Annotated in this window: 22 protein-coding genes; 11 read left to right on the plus strand and 11 right to left on the minus strand. The window is 60.1% G+C overall.

The annotated features are described in order from the left end of the window. Nucleotides 1–671: 671 nt before the first annotated feature. From HFK74_RS17880 to dksA, 5 genes are all read right to left on the minus strand, one after another. Nucleotides 672–2111, minus strand: a complete 1440-nt coding sequence (locus tag HFK74_RS17880) for a sigma-54 dependent transcriptional regulator (RefSeq protein WP_180204590.1) — start codon at nt 2109–2111, stop codon at nt 672–674. A gap of 22 nt (nt 2112–2133) precedes the next feature. Beyond that, on the minus strand, nt 2134–5088 hold the full coding sequence (locus tag HFK74_RS17885) for a sensor histidine kinase (RefSeq protein WP_008058384.1): 2955 nt from the start codon (nt 5086–5088) through the stop codon (nt 2134–2136). After that, nucleotides 5072–5248: a hypothetical protein gene (locus HFK74_RS17890; protein WP_003176118.1), complete on the minus strand. Its 177-nt coding sequence runs from the start codon at nt 5246–5248 to the stop codon at nt 5072–5074. The genes HFK74_RS17885 and HFK74_RS17890 overlap by 17 nt, the downstream gene beginning before the upstream one ends. Nucleotides 5249–5325: 77 nt before the next feature. Then, the gene (gene gluQRS, locus HFK74_RS17895) at nt 5326–6222 is read right to left on the minus strand and encodes a tRNA glutamyl-Q(34) synthetase GluQRS (RefSeq protein WP_180204591.1); all 897 of its coding nucleotides are present in this window, start codon (nt 6220–6222) and stop codon (nt 5326–5328) included. A 201-nt stretch (nt 6223–6423) separates the two neighbouring features. Next, complete coding sequence (gene dksA / locus HFK74_RS17900) at nt 6424–6867, minus strand: RNA polymerase-binding protein DksA (RefSeq protein ID WP_008058386.1); 444 nt, start codon at nt 6865–6867, stop codon at nt 6424–6426. Between the two features lie 334 nt (nt 6868–7201). Between dksA and HFK74_RS17905 the strand changes: the two genes are divergently transcribed. Together HFK74_RS17905 and sfsA are read left to right on the plus strand one after the other, a co-directional pair. Then, nucleotides 7202–8374: a pyridoxal phosphate-dependent aminotransferase gene (locus tag HFK74_RS17905; RefSeq protein WP_180204592.1), complete on the plus strand. Its 1173-nt coding sequence runs from the start codon at nt 7202–7204 to the stop codon at nt 8372–8374. After that, a complete protein-coding gene (gene sfsA / locus HFK74_RS17910; RefSeq protein WP_180204593.1) occupies nt 8374–9087 on the plus strand; it encodes a DNA/RNA nuclease SfsA in 714 nt (237 codons plus the stop codon). Before HFK74_RS17905 ends, sfsA begins: the two co-directional genes overlap by 1 nt. Here the strand turns inward: sfsA and HFK74_RS17915 are convergent. The 5 genes from HFK74_RS17915 to HFK74_RS17935 form a co-directional block, all read right to left on the minus strand. Next, complete coding sequence (locus HFK74_RS17915) at nt 9084–9401, minus strand: Rieske 2Fe-2S domain-containing protein (RefSeq protein ID WP_180204594.1); 318 nt, start codon at nt 9399–9401, stop codon at nt 9084–9086. The two genes, sfsA and HFK74_RS17915, sit on opposite strands and share 4 nt — an antisense overlap. A 310-nt stretch (nt 9402–9711) precedes the next feature. Next, on the minus strand, nt 9712–10521 hold the full coding sequence (locus HFK74_RS17920; RefSeq protein ID WP_180204595.1) for a Crp/Fnr family transcriptional regulator: 810 nt from the start codon (nt 10519–10521) through the stop codon (nt 9712–9714). A gap of 16 nt (nt 10522–10537) precedes the next feature. Continuing rightward, nucleotides 10538–10810 (minus strand): TfoX/Sxy family protein, encoded by a 273-nt coding sequence (locus HFK74_RS17925; RefSeq protein ID WP_007971093.1) that lies wholly within the window; start codon nt 10808–10810, stop codon nt 10538–10540. 243 nt (nt 10811–11053) lie between these two features. Continuing rightward, entirely contained in the window at nt 11054–11398 is a 345-nt protein-coding gene (locus HFK74_RS17930) for a pentapeptide repeat-containing protein (RefSeq protein ID WP_180204596.1), read from the minus strand. Between the two features lie 90 nt (nt 11399–11488). Then, nucleotides 11489–13045: a bifunctional aminoglycoside phosphotransferase/ATP-binding protein gene (locus tag HFK74_RS17935; RefSeq protein WP_180204597.1), complete on the minus strand. Its 1557-nt coding sequence runs from the start codon at nt 13043–13045 to the stop codon at nt 11489–11491. A 114-nt stretch (nt 13046–13159) separates the two neighbouring features. On the opposite strand from HFK74_RS17935, the gene mrcB reads away from it, so the two are divergent. Genes mrcB through HFK74_RS17950 form a run of 3 tightly spaced genes read left to right on the plus strand, consistent with a single transcriptional unit; the run spans nt 13160 to nt 16585 of the window. After that, nucleotides 13160–15484 carry a penicillin-binding protein 1B gene (gene mrcB / locus HFK74_RS17940; RefSeq protein ID WP_180204598.1) on the plus strand — a complete coding sequence of 775 codons (2325 nt, stop codon included), beginning with the start codon at nt 13160–13162 and terminating at the stop codon, nt 15482–15484. Nucleotides 15485–15500: 16 nt separating this feature from the next. Next, a complete protein-coding gene (locus HFK74_RS17945) occupies nt 15501–16250 on the plus strand; it encodes a tetratricopeptide repeat protein (RefSeq protein WP_180204599.1) in 750 nt (249 codons plus the stop codon). Further along, on the plus strand, nt 16250–16585 hold the full coding sequence (locus tag HFK74_RS17950) for a YqcC family protein (protein ID WP_180204600.1): 336 nt from the start codon (nt 16250–16252) through the stop codon (nt 16583–16585). The genes HFK74_RS17945 and HFK74_RS17950 overlap by 1 nt, the downstream gene beginning before the upstream one ends. A gap of 121 nt (nt 16586–16706) precedes the next feature. Here HFK74_RS17950 and HFK74_RS17955 read toward each other — a convergent pair whose 3' ends face one another. After that, nucleotides 16707–17129: a DUF4124 domain-containing protein gene (locus HFK74_RS17955; protein ID WP_180204601.1), complete on the minus strand. Its 423-nt coding sequence runs from the start codon at nt 17127–17129 to the stop codon at nt 16707–16709. 396 nt (nt 17130–17525) lie between these two features. Here HFK74_RS17955 and HFK74_RS17960 point away from each other — a divergent pair, with 396 nt between their 5' ends. The 6 genes from HFK74_RS17960 to msrQ all read left to right on the plus strand — a co-directional run bounded on the left by HFK74_RS17960 (nt 17526) and on the right by msrQ (nt 23505). Next, the gene (locus tag HFK74_RS17960) at nt 17526–19250 is read left to right on the plus strand and encodes an acetolactate synthase 3 large subunit (protein WP_180204602.1); all 1725 of its coding nucleotides are present in this window, start codon (nt 17526–17528) and stop codon (nt 19248–19250) included. A 2-nt stretch (nt 19251–19252) separates the two neighbouring features. Further along, the gene (gene ilvN, locus HFK74_RS17965; protein WP_003176102.1) at nt 19253–19744 is read left to right on the plus strand and encodes an acetolactate synthase small subunit; all 492 of its coding nucleotides are present in this window, start codon (nt 19253–19255) and stop codon (nt 19742–19744) included. A 45-nt stretch (nt 19745–19789) separates the two neighbouring features. After that, nucleotides 19790–20806 carry a ketol-acid reductoisomerase gene (gene ilvC / locus HFK74_RS17970; protein WP_007909969.1) on the plus strand — a complete coding sequence of 339 codons (1017 nt, stop codon included), beginning with the start codon at nt 19790–19792 and terminating at the stop codon, nt 20804–20806. A 144-nt stretch (nt 20807–20950) separates the two neighbouring features. Continuing rightward, complete coding sequence (gene pssA / locus HFK74_RS17975) at nt 20951–21808, plus strand: CDP-diacylglycerol--serine O-phosphatidyltransferase (RefSeq protein WP_008055839.1); 858 nt, start codon at nt 20951–20953, stop codon at nt 21806–21808. Between the two features lie 63 nt (nt 21809–21871). Continuing rightward, nucleotides 21872–22885, plus strand: a complete 1014-nt coding sequence (gene msrP / locus HFK74_RS17980; protein ID WP_180204603.1) for a protein-methionine-sulfoxide reductase catalytic subunit MsrP — start codon at nt 21872–21874, stop codon at nt 22883–22885. Then, entirely contained in the window at nt 22885–23505 is a 621-nt protein-coding gene (gene msrQ / locus HFK74_RS17985) for a protein-methionine-sulfoxide reductase heme-binding subunit MsrQ (protein ID WP_180204604.1), read from the plus strand. The genes msrP and msrQ overlap by 1 nt, the downstream gene beginning before the upstream one ends. The last annotated feature ends 196 nt before the right edge of the window (nt 23506–23701 follow it).

Here is a 23701-nt window from a genome sequence, read left to right on the forward strand (position 1 = left end):
AATGACCGCATGATGGGCGGGGATTCTAGCATTTAGTCGGGGGATGGTGTAGGACGCAGCGGATATGATGCGTAGGAGCGAGGTGGGGCGGGGCAAATCGCAGAAACTACAAGGGGAGCCGAAGCTCCCCAAGAAGTAGTTGCATGCTCTATTTTTGTTATTGGTTTCGGGCTTCTTGTTTTTGTTGAGTGCCCTTGCCATGAAGCTTTTCCTTCATGACCCTCCCAATCGGGAGCCAAGAGCAAACGGATTGCTTTGGTCGCTGTGCTGCAGTGATCTTGCGATCCAACCAGTTCAGGCTCTGTCTTAAGACAGTTTTTTGTTGTTCTCGGCCTGGTCGTGGGGCAAGCCCCAAATACAACGCCTCTCCAAAAGAATCAGTTAGCTGCGCCTCTCGCCGTCTTGTTTTTATTGTGCGTGAGTCGATTCGTCTTATTTTTATTGTCTTGTACGTTGCTTGTTATTGTTCTTGTACCAAACATATAGCAGGGTGCGTGCCAACTTTTGCGAACCCCAGTAAAACAAGGGGTTAGGCGTGTCGACGGGGTAAATGAGGGCCAAAAAAAACCGGGGCTTCGTTACCGTAAGCCCCGGCTTCTGTTACGTGAAAAACCTGAGGTAACAGTTTTTTCACAAAATCATGTGTTACCCGCACATGAGACAGGTGTGGTTCAGCTCTCGCTTGGTACCCCGGTCTTGCGCCGTGGGATGCCCAGGCGCTGACGGCGTTCCCACAGGCACTTGCGACTGACCCCGAGTTTGCGTGCCAGCTCGGTTTCGGTCATGTGGTCCTGATGCTCAAGCACGAAGTGCTGGAAGTAGTCTTCCAGGGACAGGTCTTCGGTCGGCTCATGATTGTTGTTGCTGGCGTTACCGTTGCCCTGTTGCGGGGGCAGGCCGATGAACTCGTCGTCTTCCAGGTCACCCAGTTCGATGTCGATGCCCAGCAGCTCGGCGGAAATTTCCGGGCTCTCGCACAGGATGACAGCGCGCTCGACCGCGTTTTCCAGCTCGCGAACGTTGCCAGGCCACGAGTAATGACGAATGGCTTGCTCGGCATCCGGGGCGAACTTCAGGTCTGTGCGGTTGATCCGTGCGCTTTGGCGCGCCAGGAAGGCGTTGGCGATTTCATTGACGTCCGCGCCACGCTCACGCAGGGCCGGCAGCTTCAGGGCAATTACGTGGAGACGGTAATACAGGTCTTCACGGAACTGGCCGATCTTCGCCAGGCTCTTGAGATCGCGGTGGGTCGCCGCGATCAGGCGCACATCGACTTTCTGCGACTGGACCGAGCCGACTCGACGAATTTCACCTTCCTGCAACACGCGCAGCAGGCGCGCCTGGGCTTCCAGTGGCAGCTCGCCGATTTCATCGAGGAACAGGGTGCCGCCGTCCGCCGCTTCCACAAGGCCGGCCCGTCCGGCACTGGCACCGGTGAATGCGCCTTTTTCGTGGCCGAACAGTTCGGACTCGATCAGGCTTTCCGGAATGGCCGCGCAGTTCACCGAAATCATCGGCGCCTTGGCTCGCTTGGAGAGGTTGTGCAGGGCGCGCGCCACCAGTTCCTTACCGGTACCGGACTCGCCCTGGATCAGGACATTGGAGTCCGTCGGCGCGACCTTGCGGATCTTGCCATACAGGTCCTGCATCGGTGGGCACGAGCCGATGATGCCGATTTCACCGTTACTGTTGTCGCTACCGGTCTTGGCCGCGCCATTGGCGACCTTGCCGGCCACCGGTTCACTGCTGGCTTGCACCGATTGCCGGTCACGCAGGATGCGCGCGACGGCCTGGAGCATTTCGTCGTGGTCGAAAGGCTTGGCGATGTAATCCACCGCGCCCATCTTCATCGAGTCCACCGCCGAGCGCAGGCTGGCATAGCTGGTCATGATCAGCACCGGCGTGCCCTGGCCAAGCTTGATCAACTCGGTACCCGGTGCGCCCGGCAGACGCAGGTCACTGACGATCAGGTCGAACGTGGGAATGGTGAAGCGTTCTTGTGCTTCCTGCACTGAACCGGCTTCGCTGACCTGGTACTGGTTGCGTTCCAGCAGGCGGCGCAAGGCGGAGCGGATAATGGTTTCGTCTTCGACGATCAAAATGTGCGGCATTGATTCGATACTCTCGACGGTCTCAGTTCACAGCGGACGTCGCTTCGACATGACGCGGTAAGGTCACCCGGATACGGGTACCGCGTTGGCTCTGAACATCAGCCGGGCTGTCGATGGTGATTTGTCCATAATGCTCTTCAACGATGGAATAGACCAGTGCAAGGCCCAGACCGGTACCTTCACCCGGGTCCTTGGTGGTGAAGAAGGGTTCGAACAATCGATCCATGATGCTCGATGGAATGCCGCTGCCTTCGTCTTCCACGATCAGGTCGACCGTGTGCTCGCCGGCTTCGCTCTTGACTCGCACCGCGCTGCCGGGAGGCGAGGCGTCGCGGGCGTTTGAGAGCAGGTTGATCAATACCTGGGCGAGCCGCTGCGGATCGCCTTCGACCCAGTGATCGGGGTCGCACAGGTTGTAGAACTGCACTTCGAAATTGCGCCGGTTCAGGGCCAGCAGGCCGATGGCGTCCTGGGCCACTTCGGCCAGACAGACGGGCTCGTCGCTGTGCTGGTGGCTGCCGGCATGGGCGAAGCTCATCAGCGACTGCACGATGCGCGAGACGCGCTTGGTCTGTTCGAGGATCTGCCCGCTGATTTCCTTGAGTTCGCCGTCTTCCTCGCGCTCTTCGCGCAGGTTCTGCGCCAGGCAGGCGATACCGGTGATCGGGTTGCCGATTTCATGGGCCACGCCCGCGGCCAGGCGACCGATGCTGGCCAGGCGCTCGGAATGCACCAGCTTGTCTTCGAGCATCTGGGTTTCGGTTAGGTCTTCCACCAGCAGCACCAGGCCACTGTTGCCCGGTGCGAGCGGTTCGTCGATCGCCGCCTTGTGCAGGTTCAGCCAGCGGGTCTGGCCGTCGAGGGCCAGGTGCTGCTTGTGCAAGTGCTCATCCGGAACGTTGATGAAGCCTTGCAGCAGCGCTTTCCACGGGTCGGCAATGGTGCTCAGGCGCGAACCAACTACACGCTGCGCGGCGATCCCGGTCAATTCCTCCATGGCTTTGTTCCACATGAGGATTTCCTGGTCCTTGGCCAGCGAGCAGACACCCATCGGCAACTCCTGCAGGGTCTGGCGGTGATAGCGACGCAGGGCATCGAGCTCGGCGGCCAGGCCGGTCAGGCGCGAATGGTAGTCCTCGAGGCGGCTTTCGATGAAGTGGATGTCCTCGGTGACATAGTTTTCGCCGCCGGCCTTGTAGGGCAGGAATGTCTCGACCATGTCCTGGGCCACGCTCGGCCCCATCAGGCCGGACAGGTTGGCTTCGATGCGGTCACGCAAGCGGCGCAAGGCGTACGGTCGACGCTCGTCGAAGGGCAGGTAGAGGTCGCGCAGGGCCTGCTCGACTTCCTTCTGCGCCGCCTTGGCCCCCAGCGGTTTGGCCAGCTGGGTGGCGAATTCCTGTGGCGAGGCGGCGTGCAGTTCCCGGCGTTGCGGGCGGCGCACGTTGTCCACGGCACAGGCTTCGGCGGCGCTGGCCTCTTCGGTGCTGGCATTGGTGAACAGCGAGATCAGGGTGAACATCAGTACGTTGGCGGCCAGGGAGGCGATCGCGGCCATGTGCCAACTGGTGTCGTCGAGCACGTAGATCATGTTCAACAACGGTATGTAGAAGCCCTGCAGGTTGCCGACCAGCGGTAGCAGCATGGTCACCAGCCACACCAGGATCCCCGCCAGCAGCCCGGCGATGAAGCCGCGACGGTTGGCGGTCGGCCAATACAGGACCGACAGCACGCCCGGCAGGAACTGCAGCGTGGCCACGAAGGCGACGATGCCGAGGTTGGCCAGGTCTTGCTCGGCGCCCAGCAGCAGGTAGAAACCGTAGCCGGCCATGATGATGGCGACGATCAAGGCGCGACGGGTCCACTTCAGCCAGCGGTAGATGTTGCCTTCGGCCGGCGGCTGGTACAGCGGCAGCACCAGGTGGTTCAGGGCCATGCCGGACAGGGCCAGGGTGGTGACGATGATCAGGCCGCTGGCGGCGGACAGGCCGCCGACATAGGCCAGCAATGCCAGGGCCTTGCTATTGGCCGCGATGCCGATGCCCAGGGTGAAGTATTCCGGATTGGTGGTGGCGCCGAGCTTCAGGCCGGCCCAGAGAATCAGCGGCACTGCCAGGCTCATCAGCAGCAGGAACAGCGGCAAGCCCCAGCTCGCGCTGACCAGCGAGCGCGGATTGAGGTTTTCGGTGAAGGTCATGTGGTACATGTGCGGCATGACGATCGCCGAGGCGAAGAACACCAGCAACAGCGTGCGCCAAGGGCCTTCCTGCAGCGGCGTGTGCAATGCGGCCAGGGCGGTCTGGTTTTGCAGCAGCCACAACTCTAGCTGTTGCGGGCCGTCGAATACGCCATACAACGCATAGAGGCCGACGCCGCCGAGGGCGATCAGCTTGATCACCGACTCGAAGGCAATCGCGAACACCAGGCCTTCATGTTTTTCCCGGGTGGCGATGTGCCGGGAGCCGAAGAAAATCGTGAACAGCGTGATCAGCGCGCAGAAGCTCAGCGCCACGCGATGCTGTACCGGCTCGCGGGTGAGGATGCCGATGGAGTCGGCGACCGCCTGGATCTGCAGCGCCAGCAGGGGCAGTACCCCGACCAGCATGAAAATCGTGGTCAGTGCGCCCGCCCAGGTACTGCGAAAGCGGAACGCGAACAGATCGGCCAGGGACGACAACTGATAGGTGCGGGTGATCTTCAGGATCGGATACAGCAACACCGGTGCCAGCAGGAACGCGCCGGAAACCCCCAGGTAGCTGGACAGGAAGCCGTAGCCATACTGATAGGCCAGGCCCACGGTGCCATAAAATGCCCAGGCACTGGCGTAGACCCCCAGCGACAGGGTGTACGTCAGCGGGTGGCGAATGATCGCCCGCGGGATCATGCCCCGTTCGCTGACCCAGGCCACGCCGAACAGCACCGCCAGGTACGCGGCGCTGATCAGGATCATCTGGGTCAGGCTAAAGCTCATCGGCATCTTTTTGGCTCTGCAGGATGAAGGTCACGACGATCAGGATCAGCCAGAGCAGATAAGGGCGATACCAGGCGCCAGTGGCGTCGATCCACCAATCCATGATGGCTGGGGAAAACAGATAAATCCCCACTACCAGGAGCAGGACCAAGCGATAGATGTACATCCCGGCCTCTCTTTTTTATGCCCGTGCCCGAAAACGTGCGGCGATGGTAACGGATGGGCGCGCCACTGCAAGCACGATCACTGTAGCTGCGCCTCGGGCAGGCTCAGTGTGCGCGGGATCGACAGGGCATCCCAGTGGGCAATGCCCCAGTCCAGCACTTCCCGCGGCGTGGCATAGGCCAGTTCGGCACCGGGCTTTTGTCCCAGGGCGCGCAGGGCGCGCAACAACAACGGTGTAGCCTGGTCTGCGGTCAACGGCGGTGAGCGGTAGGACTTGCCGAGCTTGTTACCATCGGGTTGGGTAATCAGCGGAATGTGCAGGTAACGCGGCTGGCGCAGGCCGAGCAGCTCCTGCAAATAGAGCTGGCGCGGCGTGGAATCGAGCAGGTCGGCACCGCGCACGATGTCGGTGATGCCTTGCCAGGCATCGTCCAGCACCACCGCCAATTGATAAGCATAGAGCCCGTCGCGCCGGCGAATCACGAAATCGCCGACATCCCGGCCCAGATGCTGGTGGTACTCGCCCTGCACCCGATCAATGAAGTGGTAGTCCAGTTCGGGGACGCGAACGCGAATGGCGGCGTCCTCGGTGCCGTGTCCGGCATTGCGGCACAACCCCGGATAGATGCCGTGGTACGGCTCCAGTTGTTTGCGCGAGCAGGTGCACGCGTAGGCCAGGCCTTGGCTGAACAGGCGATTGAGCACTTCGGCATAGGCTTCGTGGCGGTCGCTCTGGCGCACCATCTGGCCATCCCACTCGAAACCGTAGCTCTCCAGTGCCTTGAGAATCGCGGCCTGGGCGCCGGGTTCCTCGCGGGGCGGGTCGAGATCTTCCATGCGCATCAGCCAGCGGCCACCTACCGAGCGGGCATCGAGGTACGAAGCCAATGCGGCGACCAGCGAACCGAAGTGCAGGTGACCGCTGGGCGTGGGGGCGAAGCGGCCGATGTAGGTGGGGGTGGAGGTGGTGGTCATAGGGCGATGTCATGTTGTCCGTGCTTGAGCCAGCCCCTGTGGGAGCGAGCCTGCTCGCGAAAGCGGAGTGTCAGCCAGCATTAATGTTGAAGCTGAGGCCCCCTTCGCGAGCAGGCTCGCTCCCACAGGGTTTCGCGCCGAGGCGAATTTCGGAAACAAAAACGGAGCGTTCGCACGCTCCGTTCTTTACTCAAGTCGATATTACTTGCCGACTTGCTTTTCCTTGATTTCCGCCAGCGTCTTGCAGTCAATGCACAAGTCAGCGGTAGGGCGTGCCTCAAGGCGCTTGACGCCGATCTCGATGCCGCAGGATTCACACCAGCCGTATTCTTCGTCTTCGATCAACTGAAGCGTCTTGTCGATCTTCTTGATCAACTTGCGCTCACGATCGCGGGCTCGAAGCTCGAGAGCGAACTCTTCTTCCTGGCTGGCACGGTCTGCCGGGTCAGGAAAGTTGGCCGCTTCGTCCTTCATGTGGTCCACGGTCTTGTCGACACCTTCCATCAGCTCTTTTTTCCACTGATTCAGGACCTTGGTGAAGTGCTTGCGCATGGGCTCGCCCATGTACTCTTCGCCAGCTTTCTGAACATAGGGCTCGAAGCCGCTGATCGCCTGATTCGCTTGTTGCTTTGCTTGGGTGGACATGAAATAGACCGCCTCTACTCTTGTAATCCATCTGCGCAGGATTGCTCCATCACCGGCACCTGCCGGCCCTGCGGCTGCAAGCGGGCGAACTTACCAGATCAAATCAGACCGCGCTACTCCCGGATGTCGAGGCCGCGGCCTGCGGTGCTTGCAAATGATGGCAAAGCGTTGCCTGGTGGCTCTGGAACCCTGCTCAATTAATGATTTTAGTCAAACCCTGAGCACTCGCTCAGCTCGTTTGTGCCTGGGTCATAAGGCCTCTGACCGCTTTAGGTTCTCGCTCGTTCCTGCGCTTGGGTAGAATCGTTTCTTTTTCCCTGTTGAAGGAAGGCCAATGGCTCAGTCCTACAGTGCCCGCAGTCGCGCGATCGAACCTTTCCATGTGATGGCGCTGCTGGCGCGGGCCAATGAATTGCAGGCTGCCGGTCACGATGTGATCCACCTGGAAATCGGCGAACCGGACTTCACCACCGCCGAGCCGATCATCCGCGCCGGGCAGGCCGCGCTGGAGGGAGGCAAGACGCGTTACACCGCCGCTCGCGGAATCCCCGAGCTGCGCGAGGCCATTGCGGGTTTTTATCAGCAGCGTCATGGCTTGAATATCGACCCGCGACGCATCCTCATCACCCCCGGCGGTTCCGGTGCGTTGCTGCTGGCCAGTGCCTTGCTGGTCGATCCAGGCAAGCACTGGCTGCTGGCCGACCCGGGCTACCCGTGCAACCGGCACTTCCTGCGCCTGGTGGAAGGCGCCGCACAGCTGGTCCCGGTAGGGCCGGAGGTGCGTTATCAACTGACGCCGGACCTGATTGAGCGGCATTGGGATCACGACAGCGTGGGCGCACTGGTGGCCTCGCCGGCCAACCCGACCGGCACGATCCTCACCCGCGACGAACTGGCGGGGCTGTCCCGGGCCATCAAGCAGCGCCACGGTCACCTGGTGGTGGACGAGATCTACCATGGCCTGACCTACGGCACCGATGCGGCCAGCGTGCTCGAAGTCGACGACAGTGCCTTTGTGCTAAATAGTTTTTCCAAGTATTTCGGCATGACCGGCTGGCGTCTTGGCTGGCTGGTCGCGCCGGACGCGGCGGTGAGTGAGCTGGAAAAACTTGCGCAAAACCTCTACATCAGCGCGCCAAGCATGGCCCAGCATGCTGCGTTGGCCTGTTTCGAGCCGGCCACCATTGCGATTCTGGAGGAACGCCGCGCCGAATTCGGTCGTCGCCGGGATTATCTGCTGCCTGCCTTGAGAGAGCTCGGTTTCGGGATCGCCGTCGAGCCGGAAGGCGCCTTCTACCTGTACGCCGATATCAGCAAGTTCGGCGGCGATGCCTTCGCGTTCTGCCGTCATTTCCTCGAAACCGAACATGTCGCGATCACTCCGGGGCTGGATTTCGGCCGGTATCAGGCCGGGCACCACGTGCGCTTTGCCTACACCCAAAATATCGAGCGCTTGCAGGAAGCGGTGGAGCGTATCGGTCGTGGTCTGCGGAGCTGGCAAGGCTGATGCTTTTTCATCCCCCCCTCGAAGAAGGCCGGCTGATTCGCCGCTACAAGCGTTTTCTCGCCGACATCGAAACCGTCGATGGCGAGTTACTGACCATTCACTGTCCGAACACGGGCTCGATGCTCAATTGCCAGGTCGAAGGCGGGCAGGTCTGGTTCAGTCGCTCCAATGACCCCAAGCGCAAGTTGCCCGGCACCTGGGAAATCGGCGAAACCCCGCACGGGCGTCTGTTCTGCGTAAATACCGGGCGGGCAAATGGCTTGATCGAGGAGGCGCTGCGGGCGGGGTTGATCACCGAGTTGAACGGCTTCACCGGGCTCAAGCGCGAAGTGGCCTACGGTCAGGAAAGCAGCCGCATCGATTTCCGCCTCGATTACCCGAGCGGGCCGGCGTATGTGGAAGTCAAAAGCGTCACCCTGGGCTATGACGGAACGCCTGTGGCGGCGTTCCCCGATGCGGTGACCCAGCGCGGGGCCAAGCATTTGCGCGAATTGGCCCATTTGGCGCGGGACGGGATTCGCGCGGTGCAGTTGTACTGCGTCAATCTCAGTGGCATCGAAGCCGTGCGACCGGCAGAAGAAATCGATTCGGCCTACGCACAGGCCTTGCGTGAGGCCGTGGCGTGCGGGGTTGAAGTGCTGGCCTACGGTGTACGCCTGACCCATGAGGAAATGGTGGTGGACCGGCGTCTGGAAGTATTGCTCGGCGGTTAGAGGCTGACCCAGATCCCCTGTGCGTCTTCACGGCAATCGACCCGGGTCAGCGATTGCCCCGCGCAGGGGCCGGCGACACATTCGCCGTCCTCGATCAGGAACAGTGCGCCATGGGTGGCGCACTGGATCAGGCTATTGCTGGGGTCGAGGAACTGGTCAGGGGTCCATTCGAGACCGACGCCACGGTGCGGGCAGCGGTTGATATAGACGTAGACCTGGCCGTCCCGGCGCACGGCGAACAGCTTCTGGCCGTCGATGTCGAACCCGCGGCTGCTGGCGTCGGCCAGCTCAATGCCCGTACACAGAAATTTCATGCTGATCCTCAGGTCGCCAGCTGTAATCAAGGAGCTGAATTGTAATGCAAGCCAGTATCAGGTGCTCAGGATACCGGCTGCAGCGCCGTGCGACTTTTCCACAGGCAAAAAAAGACCCGGCAAGAGCCGGGTCAAATAACCGTGATTAGCCTGATGAGGAGATAATCTGAGAGTCCGAACCAAGGGCTTTCCAGAATATCGACCAGTCTCGCGACCAGTTGTGATAATCATATCGATTCTCATTACCAAGTCAACAGGTTATTTCCCATTTGTTCGATTCGTGTCGCACGCTTGTTCCAAGTCCTTGTATTCATTGAGTTCTGCCTGTCGTTTTAAGTGCGCTCAGTTGTGTAACCTGTTTATTCAGCAGGTCGATACGCCGGGCCATGCTCTCGATCAGGCTGCTGGCAATCTTCGGGTTGCTCTGGGTCAGGCTCAAAAACTGATCCTTGGGAATGCGCATGATGGTGCTGGGTTCGCGGGTGATGATCGTGGCGTTGCGTTTCTCGCCGGTAAACACGGCCATGGCGCCGAAAATCTCGTCCTTGGGCACGTCGCCCACCTTGACGCCATCGACAAACGCTTCGGCGTGGCCGTCGATGATCACGAACACATGGTCCGCCTCATCGCCCTGATGGATCAGCGTTTCGCCGCTGGCAACACGGTGGAAGCCGTTGGTGGCGCGAAACTCCGGTTGCTGAAGGCGCGCCACGGCATCGGACAGCAGGGCGGTCTGGCCCGCCATGTACTGCAGGAACAGTTCGGAGCGGGCCGGGTCGGCATAGATGTGCTGGAACACCTGCGATCGAAGGTAGGGTGTCAGCGCCACGGGCGTCTTGCTGCACAGGCGGCAGCGTGGCAGCCCTGCGTCCTGGCGCAGGCCGATCAGATCGCCCTGCTGCAGATAGAACAGCGCACGATCATCGATACAGCCGTGCAGCCGGCCGTTATCCAGCATGAACAGTTGATCGGTGGGCAATGCGGCGGCGAGGTCGTCGATGGCAGGAAATTCGACGCTGGGCCCACTCGGTGCCAAACCCTGCAGCAGTCGGGCGGGCATGTTTTGCAGGCGATTGATCAGTGTTTCGGCGTAAGCCGGTTGTTCCCCAAGTAAGTACATGGCGAGCGGTACTCGTTCAGTTCTTGTGGCGTGACGAGATGGCTTCGAGTTGTTTGTTCAAGGCTTCCTTGCGTTCAGCGGGGATGTCGTTCCAGTGCACGTCCATCAAGGCGCCTTCGATCGCGTACAACAACACCTTGGAAGCCCGGAACCCGCGCGTGCGCACGGCCCGATAAGCATCCACCGCCCCCAGGCGACGCAAGTCCGAGGCGCTGTGGATGCCCACGGCATGCAGCCATTGCGCCGACGTCTTGCCAAGATTCTTCAGGTGTTGCAGTTCATCATTCATCAAGCCTCCTTGCGATGGCCGAATGGTGCGTGGGCAAGCTTCTGAGGAGTGTAGCCATCAGCAGGAAAAGCGTGATTGTTTGCTCGGTTTCGATGCAAAAGCTTCTAAGCGGCAGTTGCCCCTGGCGTTGCTAAAAGCGAGGAAAAGGAGGGGGATAGCGATCAAAATGGCCGATTTTCGAGCAAGACCGCCCGACGTCAAGCGCGAAGCGTGGGCGCTGGACTTGTCATTTCAGACTGACGGTCAGCGGGTGCGATAACGCAGGCGCGTACCGAAGTTCATCGACATCAGGATTTCGTCGGCGCTCAGTTCCGCCGGAAAGTAGGCGCCGGAAATCTGTGCGTGGGCCAGGCTCGCACCTTCGAGCGAAGCGTTGCGAAAATCGATGCCGCGCAGATCGGCAGAACGGAAATAGGCGTCGGTGAAGTCGATGCCGTCGGCGTCCAGTTCGCGCAGGTCCAGGCCACGGAAATCACCACCGACCATGTCGATAGACCCGTGCTGGGGGCGCTCTTTGTTGAAACCGGCGATGTCGTCCTTGTGCAGCAAGGCATACAGCGGGGTGTCGAGCAGTTTGGGCTGGCTCATGTCACGTCACCTGTTGGATTTATGACGCCAGTATAGTGCCAGTATTTGAAGGCCGTGAAGCCGGGGCAGGCTTCACGGCGCAAATGCCCCTTACAGGCCGGGCAGGCGCTGGCGAATCTGCTCCACCACCGTGTCCAGGGTTCCGCTTTCGTTGGTCTGCACGCGTTTGCTACAGAGGATTTCTGCGGGCGTCAGTGCTTCACGACTGGCTTGCTGGGCTTCGATAACGGCCAGGGTGGCGTCGGACGGATCCTTTTGGTCTGCCTGGCGCAGGGCCAGCCAACTCTCGATCACTGCTTGCGGTGCATTGCAGTCAAGGATCAGGAAAGGCGCGCCGGTGGCCTCGGCGACTTTCGCCGCGTTGTCGCGCTGCTCATGCTTGAGGTAGGTGGCATCGACCACCACCGGGAACCCGGCGTGCAGGATCAGCCCGGCAATTTCGTGCAAGCGCTGGTAGGTCGCGGCGCTGGCCTCGGCACTATAAATGCCGGCCTGCAGGTCATTGGCGACGGTTTGCTCGCCGAACAGGCGTTTGCGTTCCACATCGGAGCGTAGGCGAATCGCCCCCAGTGCTTCCACCAGGCGCATGGCCACGTGGCTTTTGCCAACGGCGGAAACGCCGTGGGTGATGGCCATGAAGCGCGACGGGATGGTGCTGTAGCTTTCCGCCAGGTTGGCGTAGTTGCGGTATTGGCGCAGTGTCGTGGCGCGCTGCACCGCAGTGGCCTCGGCCGGCATGCTGAACAGGGTGACCTTGGCGCGCACCAGTGCGCGGTAGGCTTTATAGAAGTTCAGCAGTTCCAGGCCCTGGTAATCGCCGGTCAGCTCCAGGTATTGGCTGATGAATCGACGCGCCAGGCACTTCAGGCCGCGGTCTTCCAGGTCCATCGCCAGGAAGGCGGTGTCGGCGTACACGTCGGTGAAACGGAACGGTTCGTTGAACTCGATGCAGTCGAAGATCACCACGCGGCCGTCAATCACGGTGGCGTTGCCCAAATGGATGTCACCATGGCATTCGCGAATGAAGCCCTCGGCCTTGCGCTGGGCGAACAGTGGCTTGAGGCGCTCGAAGCTGCTTTCGGCCCAGGCTTGCAGGGCGTCCAGTTGCAGCAGGTCGGCCTTGTCGCTGAGGAAGGGGCGAATCTGCTCGAAGTTCTGCCGTACAGGGGCCATGACGCTGTCCGCGGTCCCGGCTTCGTGTTCTGCCGGCACTCGCGGTGCGTCCAGGTGAAAGCGGGCGATCTGTTCAGCCATCTGGTCGATGTGTGCCGGGGTCAGTTCGCCGTTGGCTTGCAGCGTGCTGAGCAATCCGTCCTGGGCAAACTGGCGCATTTTCAGCGCGTACTCGATGGCCGGACCTTCGCCGCCCAGTTGCGGCGCTTCGGCGCTGCCGGTGATCGGTAGCACTTCGAGATAAAGATCCTCGGTCAGGCGCTGGTTCAGGCGCAGCTCTTCAGCGCAGAAATGCCCCCGGGCCTCTAGGGTGGTGAAGTCGAGGAAGCCGAAGTTCATCGGCTTCTTCACTTTATAAGCAAAGGGGCCGGTAAGCACGACCCAGGAAATGTGGGTCTCGATGACCTTGAATCCATCTACAGGATGCGGGTAGAGGGCCGGGTTTTGCAGGGCGGCGATCAGGGACTGGCTCACAGGCGATCCTTAGGAGTCGGAAAAATTCAGGGGCTCATTATGGCGTCTAGCCAGCCTAACGCAAACTCGCGGGCCTCCTGTTGAGGATGAATAAAGTGCGTATAATCCGCCGCCATGACTCGTACTCGAACCCCCCGTACCCCAAAGAAACCCCCCTCCCAAGGCCTGCGGCCCTGGCTTGGCTGGGCCCTTAAACTCAGCCTGGTCGGCCTTGTGGTGCTGGCCGGGTTCGCCGTTTACCTCGATGCCATCGTGCAGGAGAAGTTCTCCGGCAAGCGCTGGACCATTCCGGCCAAGGTTTACGCGCGTCCGCTCGAGCTGTTCGTCGGACAAAAGCTGAGCAGGGACGATTTTCTCACCGAGCTCGATGCCTTGGGTTATCGCCGTGAAAGCGTGGCCAACGGTCCGGGCGCGGCCTCGGTCAATGGCAGTACCGTCGATCTGAACACCCGTGGCTTCCAGTTCTATGAAGGCATGGAGCAAGCGCAACCGGTGCGGGTGCGTTTCTCGGGTGATTACGTGGCCGAACTGTCGGGGGCCAAGGGTTCGAAGTTGTCGGTGGTGCGCCTGGAGCCGCTGCTGATCGGCGGCCTGTACCCGAAAAACCTCGAAGACCGGATCCTGATCAAGATCGATCAGGTGCCGCCGTATTTGCTCGAGACCCTGGTCGCTGTCGAGGACCGTGATTTCTATCACCACTTTGGTGTCTCGCCGAAGTCGATTGCCCGGGCGATCTGGGTCAACGGCTCGTCGGGCCGCATGCGTCAGGGTGGTAGTACCCTGACTCAGCAGCTGGTCAAGAACTTCTACCTGACCAACGAGCGCAGCCTGACCCGCAAGCTGACCGAAGCAATGATGGCGCTGCTGCTGGAGCTGCACTACGACAAGCCTGAGATCCTCGAGGCTTACCTCAACGAAGTGTTTATCGGCCAGGACGGCCAGCGCGCGGTGCACGGTTTCGGCCTGGCCAGCCAGTTCTTCTTCAGCCAGCCACTGGCCGAGCTGAAGTTGCATCAGGTGGCCTTGCTGGTGGGCATGGTCAAGGGGCCGTCCTCCTACAACCCGCGCCGGTATCCGGAGCGTGCACTTGAGCGGCGCAACCTGGTACTCGATGTGCTGCAGGAGCAGGGCGTTGCCACGGCCGAGCAAGTCGAAGCCGCGAAGAAAATGCCACTGGGCGTGACCAAGCGCGGCAGCCTGGCGGACAGCTCGTTCCCCGGCTTCCTTGATCTGGTCAAGCGCCAGCTGCGTGAAGACTACCGCGACGAAGACTTGACCGAGGAGGGGCTGCGGATCTTTACCAGCTTCGATCCGATCCTGCAGATGAAAGCCGAAGCGTCGGTAAACGACACGTTCAAGCGCCTGTCCGGTCGCAAGGGTTCGGATGAAGTCGAGGCGGCCATGGTCGTGACCAACCCCGAAACCGGCGAGGTGCAGGCCATGATCGGCAGTCGCCAGGCCAGCTTTGCCGGTTTCAACCGGGCACTGGACGCGGTGCGTCCGATCGGCTCGTTGATCAAGCCGGCGGTGTACCTGACGGCGCTGGAAAAACCAAGCCAATACACATTGACCAGTTGGCTGTCGGACGACTACTTCTCGGTCAAGGGCGCGGACGGCCAGGTCTGGAAACCGCAGAACTATGATCGCCGCTCCCACGGCACGGTTTTCCTTTATCAAGGGCTGGCGCACTCCTACAACTTGTCGACCGCACGCCTGGGCCTGGCCGTGGGTGTGCCGAATGTCCTCAAGACACTCGGGCGCCTGGGTGTCAGTCGCGAGTTTCCGGCCTTCCCGTCGATGTTGCTGGGCGCCGGCGGCATGACCCCGATCGAAGTGGCGACCATGTACCAGACACTCGCCAACGGCGGTTTCAATACGCCGATGCGCGGGATTCGTAGCGTCCTGACGGCCGAAGGCGAGCCGCTCAAGCGTTATCCGTTCCAGATCCAGCAACGTTTCGACCCGGCGTCGATCTACCTGATCCAGAGCGCCATGCAGCGCGTGATGCGTGAAGGCACCGGCAGCTCGGTCTACAACGTGTTGCCAAAGACCTTGACCCTGGCCGGCAAGACCGGGACCAGTAACGACTCGCGAGACAGTTGGTTCGCAGGTTTCAGCCAGGACTTGCTGGCGGTGGTCTGGTTGGGGCGCGACGACAACGGCAAGACACCGTTCACGGGTGCCACCGGTGCGTTGCAGGTCTGGACCAGCTTCATGCGCAAGGCCGACCCGTTGCCGCTGGACATGCCGCAGCCGGATAATATCGTTCAGGCCTGGGTCGATTCGCGAACCGGCCAAGGCTCCGACGCCGGTTGCCCCGGCGCCGTGCAGATGCCGTATATTCGCGGCAGCGAACCGCCTCCCGGTCCCGCTTGTGGTGGCGAAAGCCCGATCAACGGTGAAACGGTGATGGATTGGGTCAAGGGCTGGATGAATTAAGCAAAGAGGGTTTCAAGTGAACAAGTGGTTGATTCCAGCGGTGACCGCCGTGGCTTTGCTCAGCGGTTGTTCTTCGGTACAGCGCGGCTCGATTCCGGTGGTGGACTCCGGTACCAAGGTCTCCAATAGCGAGCGCGTATCAGCGAACGGCGGCTACCGTCAGACGACGGTAAAACGTCCTGTTCAATCCCAGGCCCAGGAGATTCCACAAGGCGATACCGGTGTTGTCGTGATGGTGCCAGGCGGTGGTGCGGTGACGTCGGCGCCAATCAGCACCAGCCCGATTACGCCAGGCCCGATTACCCCGGGTCCGATCACGCCAGGCCCGATGAACACGTCGCCGGTTCAGTCCGCACCGGTCAATCAGGGCAGCTACAGCATGCCTTCGACGCCGAGCGGGATTCCGTCGGCTAGTTCCGGTGGCCTGTCCGCCGACGAACAGCTGGACGGTCCGGTACTGGCCCTGTTGACCACCGCCCAGCAGCAGCAGGCCAGCGGCGACCTCAATGGCGCGTCTTCCAGCCTCGAACGCGCCCAGCGTGTTGCCCCGCGTGAGCCGCAAGTACTCTATCGCCTGGCACAAGTGCGCATGGCTCAAGGTGATGCGCCGCAGGCCGAGCAATTTGCGCGCCGTGGCCTGACCTTCGCCAACGGGCGTCCGGCACTGCAGGCCAGCCTGTGGGAGCTGATCGCCCAGGCGCGTGAGAAACAGGGCGATTCCGCGGGCGCCACACTGGCTCGTCAGAAAGCCAAGGTTACTTCGTGATGGATGTACGTTTCCCAAAGATTGCCGATCAGCTGCTGCTGATCGAGCGTGAGTTGCGGGTGCAAGGGTGGTGGGATGAAGTTCCGCCATCCGCTGAAGCGTTGTCCAGCGTCGAGCCGTTTTCGGTCGATACGCTGGACTTCGAACAGTGGCTGCAATGGATCTTCCTGCCGCGCATGAAAGCAATCCTGGAACAGGATCTGCCCTTGCCGAATGCATCGGGGATTCAGGAGATGGCCGAAATGGTCTTTGCCGGGCGCAATGTCCAGGGCAAGGATCGGCAGCTGCAGGTCTTGCTCAAAGAGTTCGATCAACTGATCACCGCGTCGCGCTAACCCCGATCCCCTGTAGGAGCGAGCCGGCTCCGGGCGGCGTTCCGACGATGGTCGTCAACGGTGACACGGGCTGTCTGAATACCCGCGTTGCCTGGGCGTTTTTCGCGAGCAAGCTTTGCTCCTACAAGCAGTTATCCGCAATCTGCTTTTGCGTCTCGCTGATGCGCTCCTGACGCTGGGAACCATCAAGACGCCGCATCTGGCCATCCACTTCCTCTCTCAAACGCGGATTATTCTGCAACTGCGCCAGATTGGTTCGCGCCTGTTCGCAGAAAGCCTTGAGCTGGTTCTGTTGCTCTGCCACCTGCTTCTTCACGGACTTGTCGATCGCCTGTTGATCGCCAATGGCGCCACTGTGTGCGCCAGTGCCCTGCCTGCCGAGCTGTGAGGCGGGCGTGACGACAGTAGTGGCTGGCTGATCCCGAGGTGGTTGAGCATCGAAATGGGTAACGCCCTGGGCGTCGACCCACTTGTAGATCTGCGCGGCCATGGACAGCGGGCTGAGGGCGACCATCAGGCCGGCGATGAGGAAGTGCGTACGCATGCCAATTCCTTGTCAAAAGTTGCGCAATTGAAGCTAACACACAGGGGGTTTACAGGTTTTTTCTTGCGTTCTCATGTGGTTAGTAGAATAAACCTCATAGACGACTTGACTTGCAAGGGACGAAACAGAAGAATCCAAAGTCCGCTGTAGAGGGACTGCCAGAAGCAGACCCACTCGGCAGATCATGAGGCGCACATCCGCGCCGACCTGTTACACCCGCAACGCGTTACCTCGCGCTGGGTGGGAAAAGCCCGCAACACTTGGGACGATCCCAATACTTGCTCAGTCAGTGCTGACGTAGTCGGCGACCACCGTCGCTCATGCTCTGCTGAGAAGTAAACCTATTAAGACCCGTCCTTTTGTGGGCGGTATTCTGGCGTTTTAGAGGTGAACAACGTGGAGCTTTTATCTGGCGGTGAGATGCTCGTCCGCTTTTTGCGCGACGAAGGCGTCAAATATATCTACGGGTACCCGGGTGGTGCTCTTCTTCATGTCTATGATGCCTTGTTCAAAGAACCGGAAGTGACCCACATCCTGGTTCGTCACGAGCAGGCTGCGACCCATATGGCAGACGGCTACGCCCGTGCCACCGGTAAAGCCGGCGTGGTACTGGTGACCTCCGGCCCGGGCGCAACCAACGCCATCACCGGTATCGCCACGGCCTACATGGACTCCATTCCGATGGTGGTGATTTCCGGCCAGGTGCCTAGCACCATGGTGGGTACCGACGCTTTCCAGGAAACCGACATGATCGGTATCTCCCGGCCGATCGTGAAACACAGCTTCATGATCAAGCACGCGTCGGAAATCCCGGAAGTCATGAAGAAGGCTTTCTACCTGGCGCAATCCGGTCGTCCTGGTCCGGTCGTTGTCGATATCCCGAAAGACATGACCAACCCGGCCGAGAAGTTCGAATACGTTTTCCCGAAAAAAGCCAAGCTGCGATCCTACAGCCCAGCCGTTCGCGGCCACTCGGGGCAAATCCGCAAGGCGGCAGAAATGCTCCTGGCGGCCAAGCGTCCTGTGCTGTATTCGGGCGGTGGCGTCATCCTCGGTGGTGGCTCCGCGCCGCTCACCGAGTTGGCGAAGATGCTCAACCTGCCAGTGACCAATACCCTGATGGGCCTGGGTGGCTTCCCTGGCACCGACCGTCAGTTCATCGGCATGCTGGGCATGCACGGCAGCTACACCGCCAACCTGGCGATGCACCATGCTGACGTGATCCTGGCCGTCGGCGCACGTTTCGACGACCGCGTCATCAATGGCGCATCGAAGTTCTGCCCGAACGCCAAGATCATCCACATCGACATCGACCCGGCTTCGATCTCCAAGACCATCAAGGCCGATGTGCCTATCGTGGGTCCGGTCGAGAGCGTCCTGACCGAAATGGTCGCGATCCTCAAGGAAATCGGCGAGACCCCGAACAAGGAGTCCGTGGCCAGCTGGTGGAAGCAGATCGACGAGTGGCGCGGTGACCGCGGCCTGTTCCCTTATGACAAGGGCGATGGCAGTGTCATCAAACCGCAGGCGGTGATTGAAACCCTGTGCGAAGTGACCAAGGGCGATGCCTTTGTTGCCTCCGACGTGGGTCAGCACCAGATGTTCGCGGCGCAGTACTACAAGTTCAACAAGCCGAACCGCTGGATCAACTCCGGTGGCTTGGGCACCATGGGCTTCGGTTTCCCGGCAGCCATGGGCATCAAGTTGAGCTTCCCGGATGATGACGTCGCCTGCGTAACGGGCGAGGGCAGCATCCAGATGAACATTCAGGAATTGTCGACCTGCCTTCAATACGGTTTGCCGGTCAAGATCGTCATCCTGAACAACGGTGTACTGGGCATGGTTCGCCAGTGGCAGGACATGAGCTACGGCAGCCGTCACTCTCATTCCTACATGGAATCGCTGCCTGATTTCGTCAAGCTGGCGGAGGCCTACGGCCACGTTGGCGTGCGCATCACCGATTCGAAAGATTTGAAGTCGAAGATGGAAGAAGCGTTCGCCATGAAAGATCGCCTGGTAGTGATCGATATTGCGGTCGACACCAGCGAGCACGTCTACCCGATGCAGATCAAAGACGGCTCCATGCGCGATATGTGGCTGAGCAAGACGGAGCGTACTTAATCATGCGGCACATTATTTCCTTGCTTCTGGAAAACGAACCTGGCGCTTTGTCTCGTGTAGTCGGCCTGTTCTCGCAGCGCAACTACAACATCGAAAGCCTGACCGTGGCACCCACCGAAGACCCGACCCTGTCGCGTCTGACGCTGACCACTGTTGGTCACGATGAGGTCATCGAGCAGATCACCAAGAACCTGAACAAGCTGATCGAAGTGGTCAAATTGGTCGACCTGTCGGAAAGTGCTCACATCGAGCGCGAGCTGATGCTGGTCAAGGTCAAGGCCACCGGCGCCCAGCGCGCCGAGATCAAACGCACCACCGATATTTACCGTGGACAGATCGTCGATGTCAGTGCCAGCGTATATACCGTTCAATTGACCGGTACCAGCGACAAGCTCGACAGCTTCATCCAGTCCATTGGCACCGCCTCGATCCTGGAGACCGTCCGCAGTGGCGTCACCGGTATTGCCCGCGGCGACAAAGTACTCAGCATCTAAACCAAATTAGCGAATGGCCTGAACGGCCTGATAGAGGGGAAATTCATGAAAGTTTTCTACGATAAAGACTGCGACCTGTCGATCATCCAGGGCAAGAAAGTTGCCATCATCGGTTACGGTTCCCAGGGCCACGCTCAAGCGTGCAACCTGAAAGACTCCGGCGTTGACGTGACTGTTGGCCTGCGCAAAGGCTCGGCCACTGTTGCCAAGGCTGAAGCCCATGGCCTGAAAGTGACTGACGTTGCTTCCGCTGTTGCTGCTGCCGACCTGGTCATGATCCTGACCCCGGACGAGTTCCAGTCTTCCCTGTACAAGAACGAAATCGAGCCGAACATCAAGAAAGGCGCCACCCTGGCCTTCTCCCACGGCTTTGCGATCCACTACAACCAGGTTGTGCCGCGCGCTGACCTCGACGTGATCATGATCGCGCCGAAGGCCCCAGGCCACACCGTACGTTCCGAGTTCGTGAAAGGCGGCGGTATCCCTGACCTGATCGCGATCTACCAGGACGCTTCGGGCAACGCTAAAAACGTAGCACTGTCCTACGCAGCTGGCGTGGGTGGCGGTCGTACCGGCATCATCGAAACCACCTTCAAGGACGAGACTGAAACCGACCTGTTCGGCGAACAAGCCGTTCTGTGCGGCGGTACCGTTGAGCTGGTCAAAGCCGGTTTCGAAACCCTGGTTGAAGCTGGCTACGCGCCGGAAATGGCCTACTTCGAGTGCCTGCACGAACTGAAACTGATCGTTGACCTCATGTACGAAGGCGGTATCGCCAACATGAACTACTCGATCTCCAACAACGCCGAGTACGGCGAGTACGTGACCGGCCCGGAAGTGATCAACGCCGAATCCCGTCAGGCCATGCGCAACGCCCTGAAACGTATTCAGGACGGCGAATACGCCAAGATGTTCATCAGCGAAGGCGCTACCGGCTATCCTTCGATGACCGCCAAGCGTCGTAACAACGCCGCGCACGGTATCGAAGTCATCGGCGAGCAGCTGCGCTCCATGATGCCTTGGATCGGTGCCAACAAGATCGTCGACAAAGCCAAGAACTAAGTCGAGCGCTTGTACGAAAAACGCGGCTTAGGCCGCGTTTTTTCGTTTGGGTGACCGGTTCTGGTATAAAGCTGCATCGTTTGCGGTCGAACCGTCGTCCCAGACACCTGTCGAAACTTTCCACCCCGTTGCAAGGTAATGTCCATGAGCGAACGTCCCGAAGAGCCAAAGCAGGCTTCTGACGCCGAAAGCCTTCTGCCCATCGATGAGCACATCGAAGAAGGGCATGACGCTGAAGGCCGTAAAGTCCGGCATCGTGGTATCTATCTTCTGCCGAATCTGTTCACCACTGCGAACCTGTTCGCAGGGTTCTATTCCATCATCAACTCGATGAGCGCCCAGAGTGCCTTGAGTGCCGGTGATTCGATCGGTGCGAGCAAGTATTTTGCTTTCGCAGCTATCGCTATTTTTGTGGCGATGGTGCTCGACGGCCTCGACGGCCGCGTTGCCCGCATGACCAATACCCAGAGTGCCTTTGGTGCCGAGTACGACTCGCTGTCGGACATGGTCGCCTTTGGCGTGGCGCCGGCATTGCTCGCCTTTGGCTGGGCGCTTGGCGACATGGGCAAGGTCGGCTGGATGGTCGCCTTCATCTATGTGGCGGGCGCGGCATTGCGCCTGGCGCGTTTCAATACCCAGGTCGGTACTGCCGACAAACGCTATTTCATTGGCCTGGCCAGCCCGGCTGCGGCCGGTGTAGTAGCCGGTATTGTCTGGGCGTTCAGTGATTACGGCATCCAGGGTTCCAAGATGTCCTTCCTGGTTGCGCTGATGGTGGCGGCGGCCGGCATGCTGATGGTCAGCAACATCAAGTACAACAGCTTCAAGGAGCTGGACCTGAAGGGACGCGTACCTTTCGTGGCGATTCTTGCCGTGGTGCTGGTGTTTGCGGTCGTGTTCAGTGATCCGCCGCGTATCCTGCTCCTGGTGTTCCTCGCCTACGCAGCCTCCGGTCCGGTGCAATACCTGTTACATCTTCGTCGCCGCAAAAGCGCCGAGTGATGTAATTTCCCTCATACTCCGCAGTCTATTGGTGCGTCTGTTCTCCAATGCTGCGGAGTAGCCATGCTGATCAAAGTCCCAAAAGCGTCCGACTGCCATGAGTCGGACGTCACGCCTGAATCCATCTATCTTTCGCGACGCAATGTATTGGGTGCTGCCGTGGCCGGATTGGCCGTGACCAGTCTGCCGCGATGGGCTGTGGCCGATGAAGCGGCGCGTTACCCGGATGTCGAGCCTGGCAAGGCGCCGTCCTGGTTTGCCGAAAAGCTTCCTTCCACCCGGTGGGGTGCCGTCAGCGTGAAGGATGAGGCGATCACCCCGTTCAAGGACGCAACGCACTACAACAACTTCTATGAGTTCGGCACGGACAAGGGCGACCCGGCGGCCAACGCCGGTGCGCTGAAAACCGAACCCTGGACCGTGGTCGTGGACGGGGAGGTGGGCAAGCCGGGGCGGTATGCGCTGGAAGACTTCATGAAGCCTTATCAGCTGGAAGAGCGTATTTACCGTCTGCGCTGTGTGGAGGCGTGGTCGATGGTGATTCCATGGATCGGCTTCCCCATTTCGGCGTTGCTCGGCCAGGTAGAGCCGACATCAAACGCCAAATTCATTCGCTTCGAAACCCTGCAGGATCCCAAGAGCATGCCAGGGCAGCGCTCCGGGTTCGCCTTGATTGATTGGCCTTATGTGGAGGGGCTGCGATTGGACGAAGCAATGAATCCATTGGCAATACTGGCGGTGGGGATGTACGGGCGTGAGTTGCCGAATCAGAACGGGGCGCCCCTGCGTTTGGTGGTGCCATGGAAGTACGGGTTCAAAAGCATCAAGTCCATCGTGCGGATAAGCCTGGTGAGCGAGCAGCCTAAAACCACATGGCAGAGCATTGCCGCGGACGAGTATGGCTTCTACGCGAACGTGAACCCTACGGTTGACCACCCGCGCTGGACCCAGGCCCGCGAGCGCCGCCTGCCGAGTGGCCTGTTCAAGCCCAATGTGCGTGACACGCTGATGTTCAATGGCTATGCCGATGAAGTCGCTTCTTTATATGCAGGGCTCGATCTGCGGAAGAACTATTGATGCGCTATCCGCTCTGGCGTACAGCGGTTTTCGTGTCTGCATTGGTGTGGCCGCTGCTTTGGTTGTACCAGGCCTGGCAGGATGTGCTGGGGCCTGATCCCGGCAAGGTGCTGGTCGACCGGTTGGGGCTGGGGACGCTTGTTCTGTTGCTCATCACATTAAGCCTGACGCCGCTGCAAAAGCTCACGGGTTGGGCGGGGTGGGCGGCTGTCCGGCGGCAATTGGGATTGTGGTGTTTCGCTTATGTGGTTTTGCACTTGAGCGCCTATCTGGCTTTTATCCTTGGGTTCGACTGGTCGCAGCTTGGCGTCGAGCTACGCAAGCGTCCGTACATCATTGTCGGGGCCATGGGTTTCTTGTGTTTGCTGTCATTGGCGTGCACTTCCAATCGCTACAGTCAGCGACGGCTGGGGGCTCGCTGGAAGAAGTTGCATCGCCTGGCTTATCTGGTTCTCGTGCTGGGATTGCTGCATATGCTCTGGATCGTGCGCGCCGATCTGAAGGAGTGGTCGATCTATGCCTCTATAGGTGCATTGCTATTAGTGCTGAGGCTGCCGCCGCTGGCCCGTCGAATCCCGCGTCTGATGGCCAAAAAGGGCTCTTCTGCCAAAAAGGCGTAATTAGTGGTTGACGGCAGATTCTGGAGGCCTATAATTCGCCCCACTTCCGGCGCAGTCGAAACGGAAAACTCCTTGGTAAACAATGAGTTACACAGTTTTCGGCAGCAGGTTGCTTCAATTCATCGAAGCGCGAAGGGAGTTGAAAAAGAGGTGTTGACAGCAGCGTGTAACGCTGTAGAATTCGCCTCCCGCTGAT

Source organism: Pseudomonas sp. SbOxS1 (assembly GCF_013416725.1).
Taxonomy (GTDB): domain Bacteria; phylum Pseudomonadota; class Gammaproteobacteria; order Pseudomonadales; family Pseudomonadaceae; genus Aquipseudomonas.

What these genes read in the sequence shown, in the direction of transcription:
- HFK74_RS17885 (WP_008058384.1), bottom strand. Translation starts at nt 5,088, where the DNA reads ATGCCGATGAGCTTTAGCCTGACCCAGATGATCCTGATCAGCGCCGCG.
- mrcB (WP_180204598.1), top strand. Translation starts at nt 13,160, where the DNA reads ATGACTCGTACTCGAACCCCCCGTACCCCAAAGAAACCCCCCTCCCAA.
- HFK74_RS17950 (WP_180204600.1), top strand. Translation starts at nt 16,250, where the DNA reads ATGGATGTACGTTTCCCAAAGATTGCCGATCAGCTGCTGCTGATCGAG.
- sfsA (WP_180204593.1), top strand. Translation starts at nt 8,374, where the DNA reads ATGCTTTTTCATCCCCCCCTCGAAGAAGGCCGGCTGATTCGCCGCTAC.
- msrQ (WP_180204604.1), top strand. Translation starts at nt 22,885, where the DNA reads ATGCGCTATCCGCTCTGGCGTACAGCGGTTTTCGTGTCTGCATTGGTG.
- msrP (WP_180204603.1), top strand. Translation starts at nt 21,872, where the DNA reads ATGCTGATCAAAGTCCCAAAAGCGTCCGACTGCCATGAGTCGGACGTC.
- HFK74_RS17905 (WP_180204592.1), top strand. Translation starts at nt 7,202, where the DNA reads ATGGCTCAGTCCTACAGTGCCCGCAGTCGCGCGATCGAACCTTTCCAT.
- gluQRS (WP_180204591.1), bottom strand. Translation starts at nt 6,222, where the DNA reads ATGACCACCACCTCCACCCCCACCTACATCGGCCGCTTCGCCCCCACG.
- HFK74_RS17955 (WP_180204601.1), bottom strand. Translation starts at nt 17,129, where the DNA reads ATGCGTACGCACTTCCTCATCGCCGGCCTGATGGTCGCCCTCAGCCCG.
- HFK74_RS17880 (WP_180204590.1), bottom strand. Translation starts at nt 2,111, where the DNA reads ATGCCGCACATTTTGATCGTCGAAGACGAAACCATTATCCGCTCCGCC.
- pssA (WP_008055839.1), top strand. Translation starts at nt 20,951, where the DNA reads ATGAGCGAACGTCCCGAAGAGCCAAAGCAGGCTTCTGACGCCGAAAGC.
- ilvC (WP_007909969.1), top strand. Translation starts at nt 19,790, where the DNA reads ATGAAAGTTTTCTACGATAAAGACTGCGACCTGTCGATCATCCAGGGC.
- HFK74_RS17930 (WP_180204596.1), bottom strand. Translation starts at nt 11,398, where the DNA reads ATGAGCCAGCCCAAACTGCTCGACACCCCGCTGTATGCCTTGCTGCAC.
- dksA (WP_008058386.1), bottom strand. Translation starts at nt 6,867, where the DNA reads ATGTCCACCCAAGCAAAGCAACAAGCGAATCAGGCGATCAGCGGCTTC.
- HFK74_RS17920 (WP_180204595.1), bottom strand. Translation starts at nt 10,521, where the DNA reads ATGTACTTACTTGGGGAACAACCGGCTTACGCCGAAACACTGATCAAT.
- HFK74_RS17915 (WP_180204594.1), bottom strand. Translation starts at nt 9,401, where the DNA reads ATGAAATTTCTGTGTACGGGCATTGAGCTGGCCGACGCCAGCAGCCGC.
- HFK74_RS17890 (WP_003176118.1), bottom strand. Translation starts at nt 5,248, where the DNA reads ATGTACATCTATCGCTTGGTCCTGCTCCTGGTAGTGGGGATTTATCTG.
- HFK74_RS17925 (WP_007971093.1), bottom strand. Translation starts at nt 10,810, where the DNA reads ATGAATGATGAACTGCAACACCTGAAGAATCTTGGCAAGACGTCGGCG.
- ilvN (WP_003176102.1), top strand. Translation starts at nt 19,253, where the DNA reads ATGCGGCACATTATTTCCTTGCTTCTGGAAAACGAACCTGGCGCTTTG.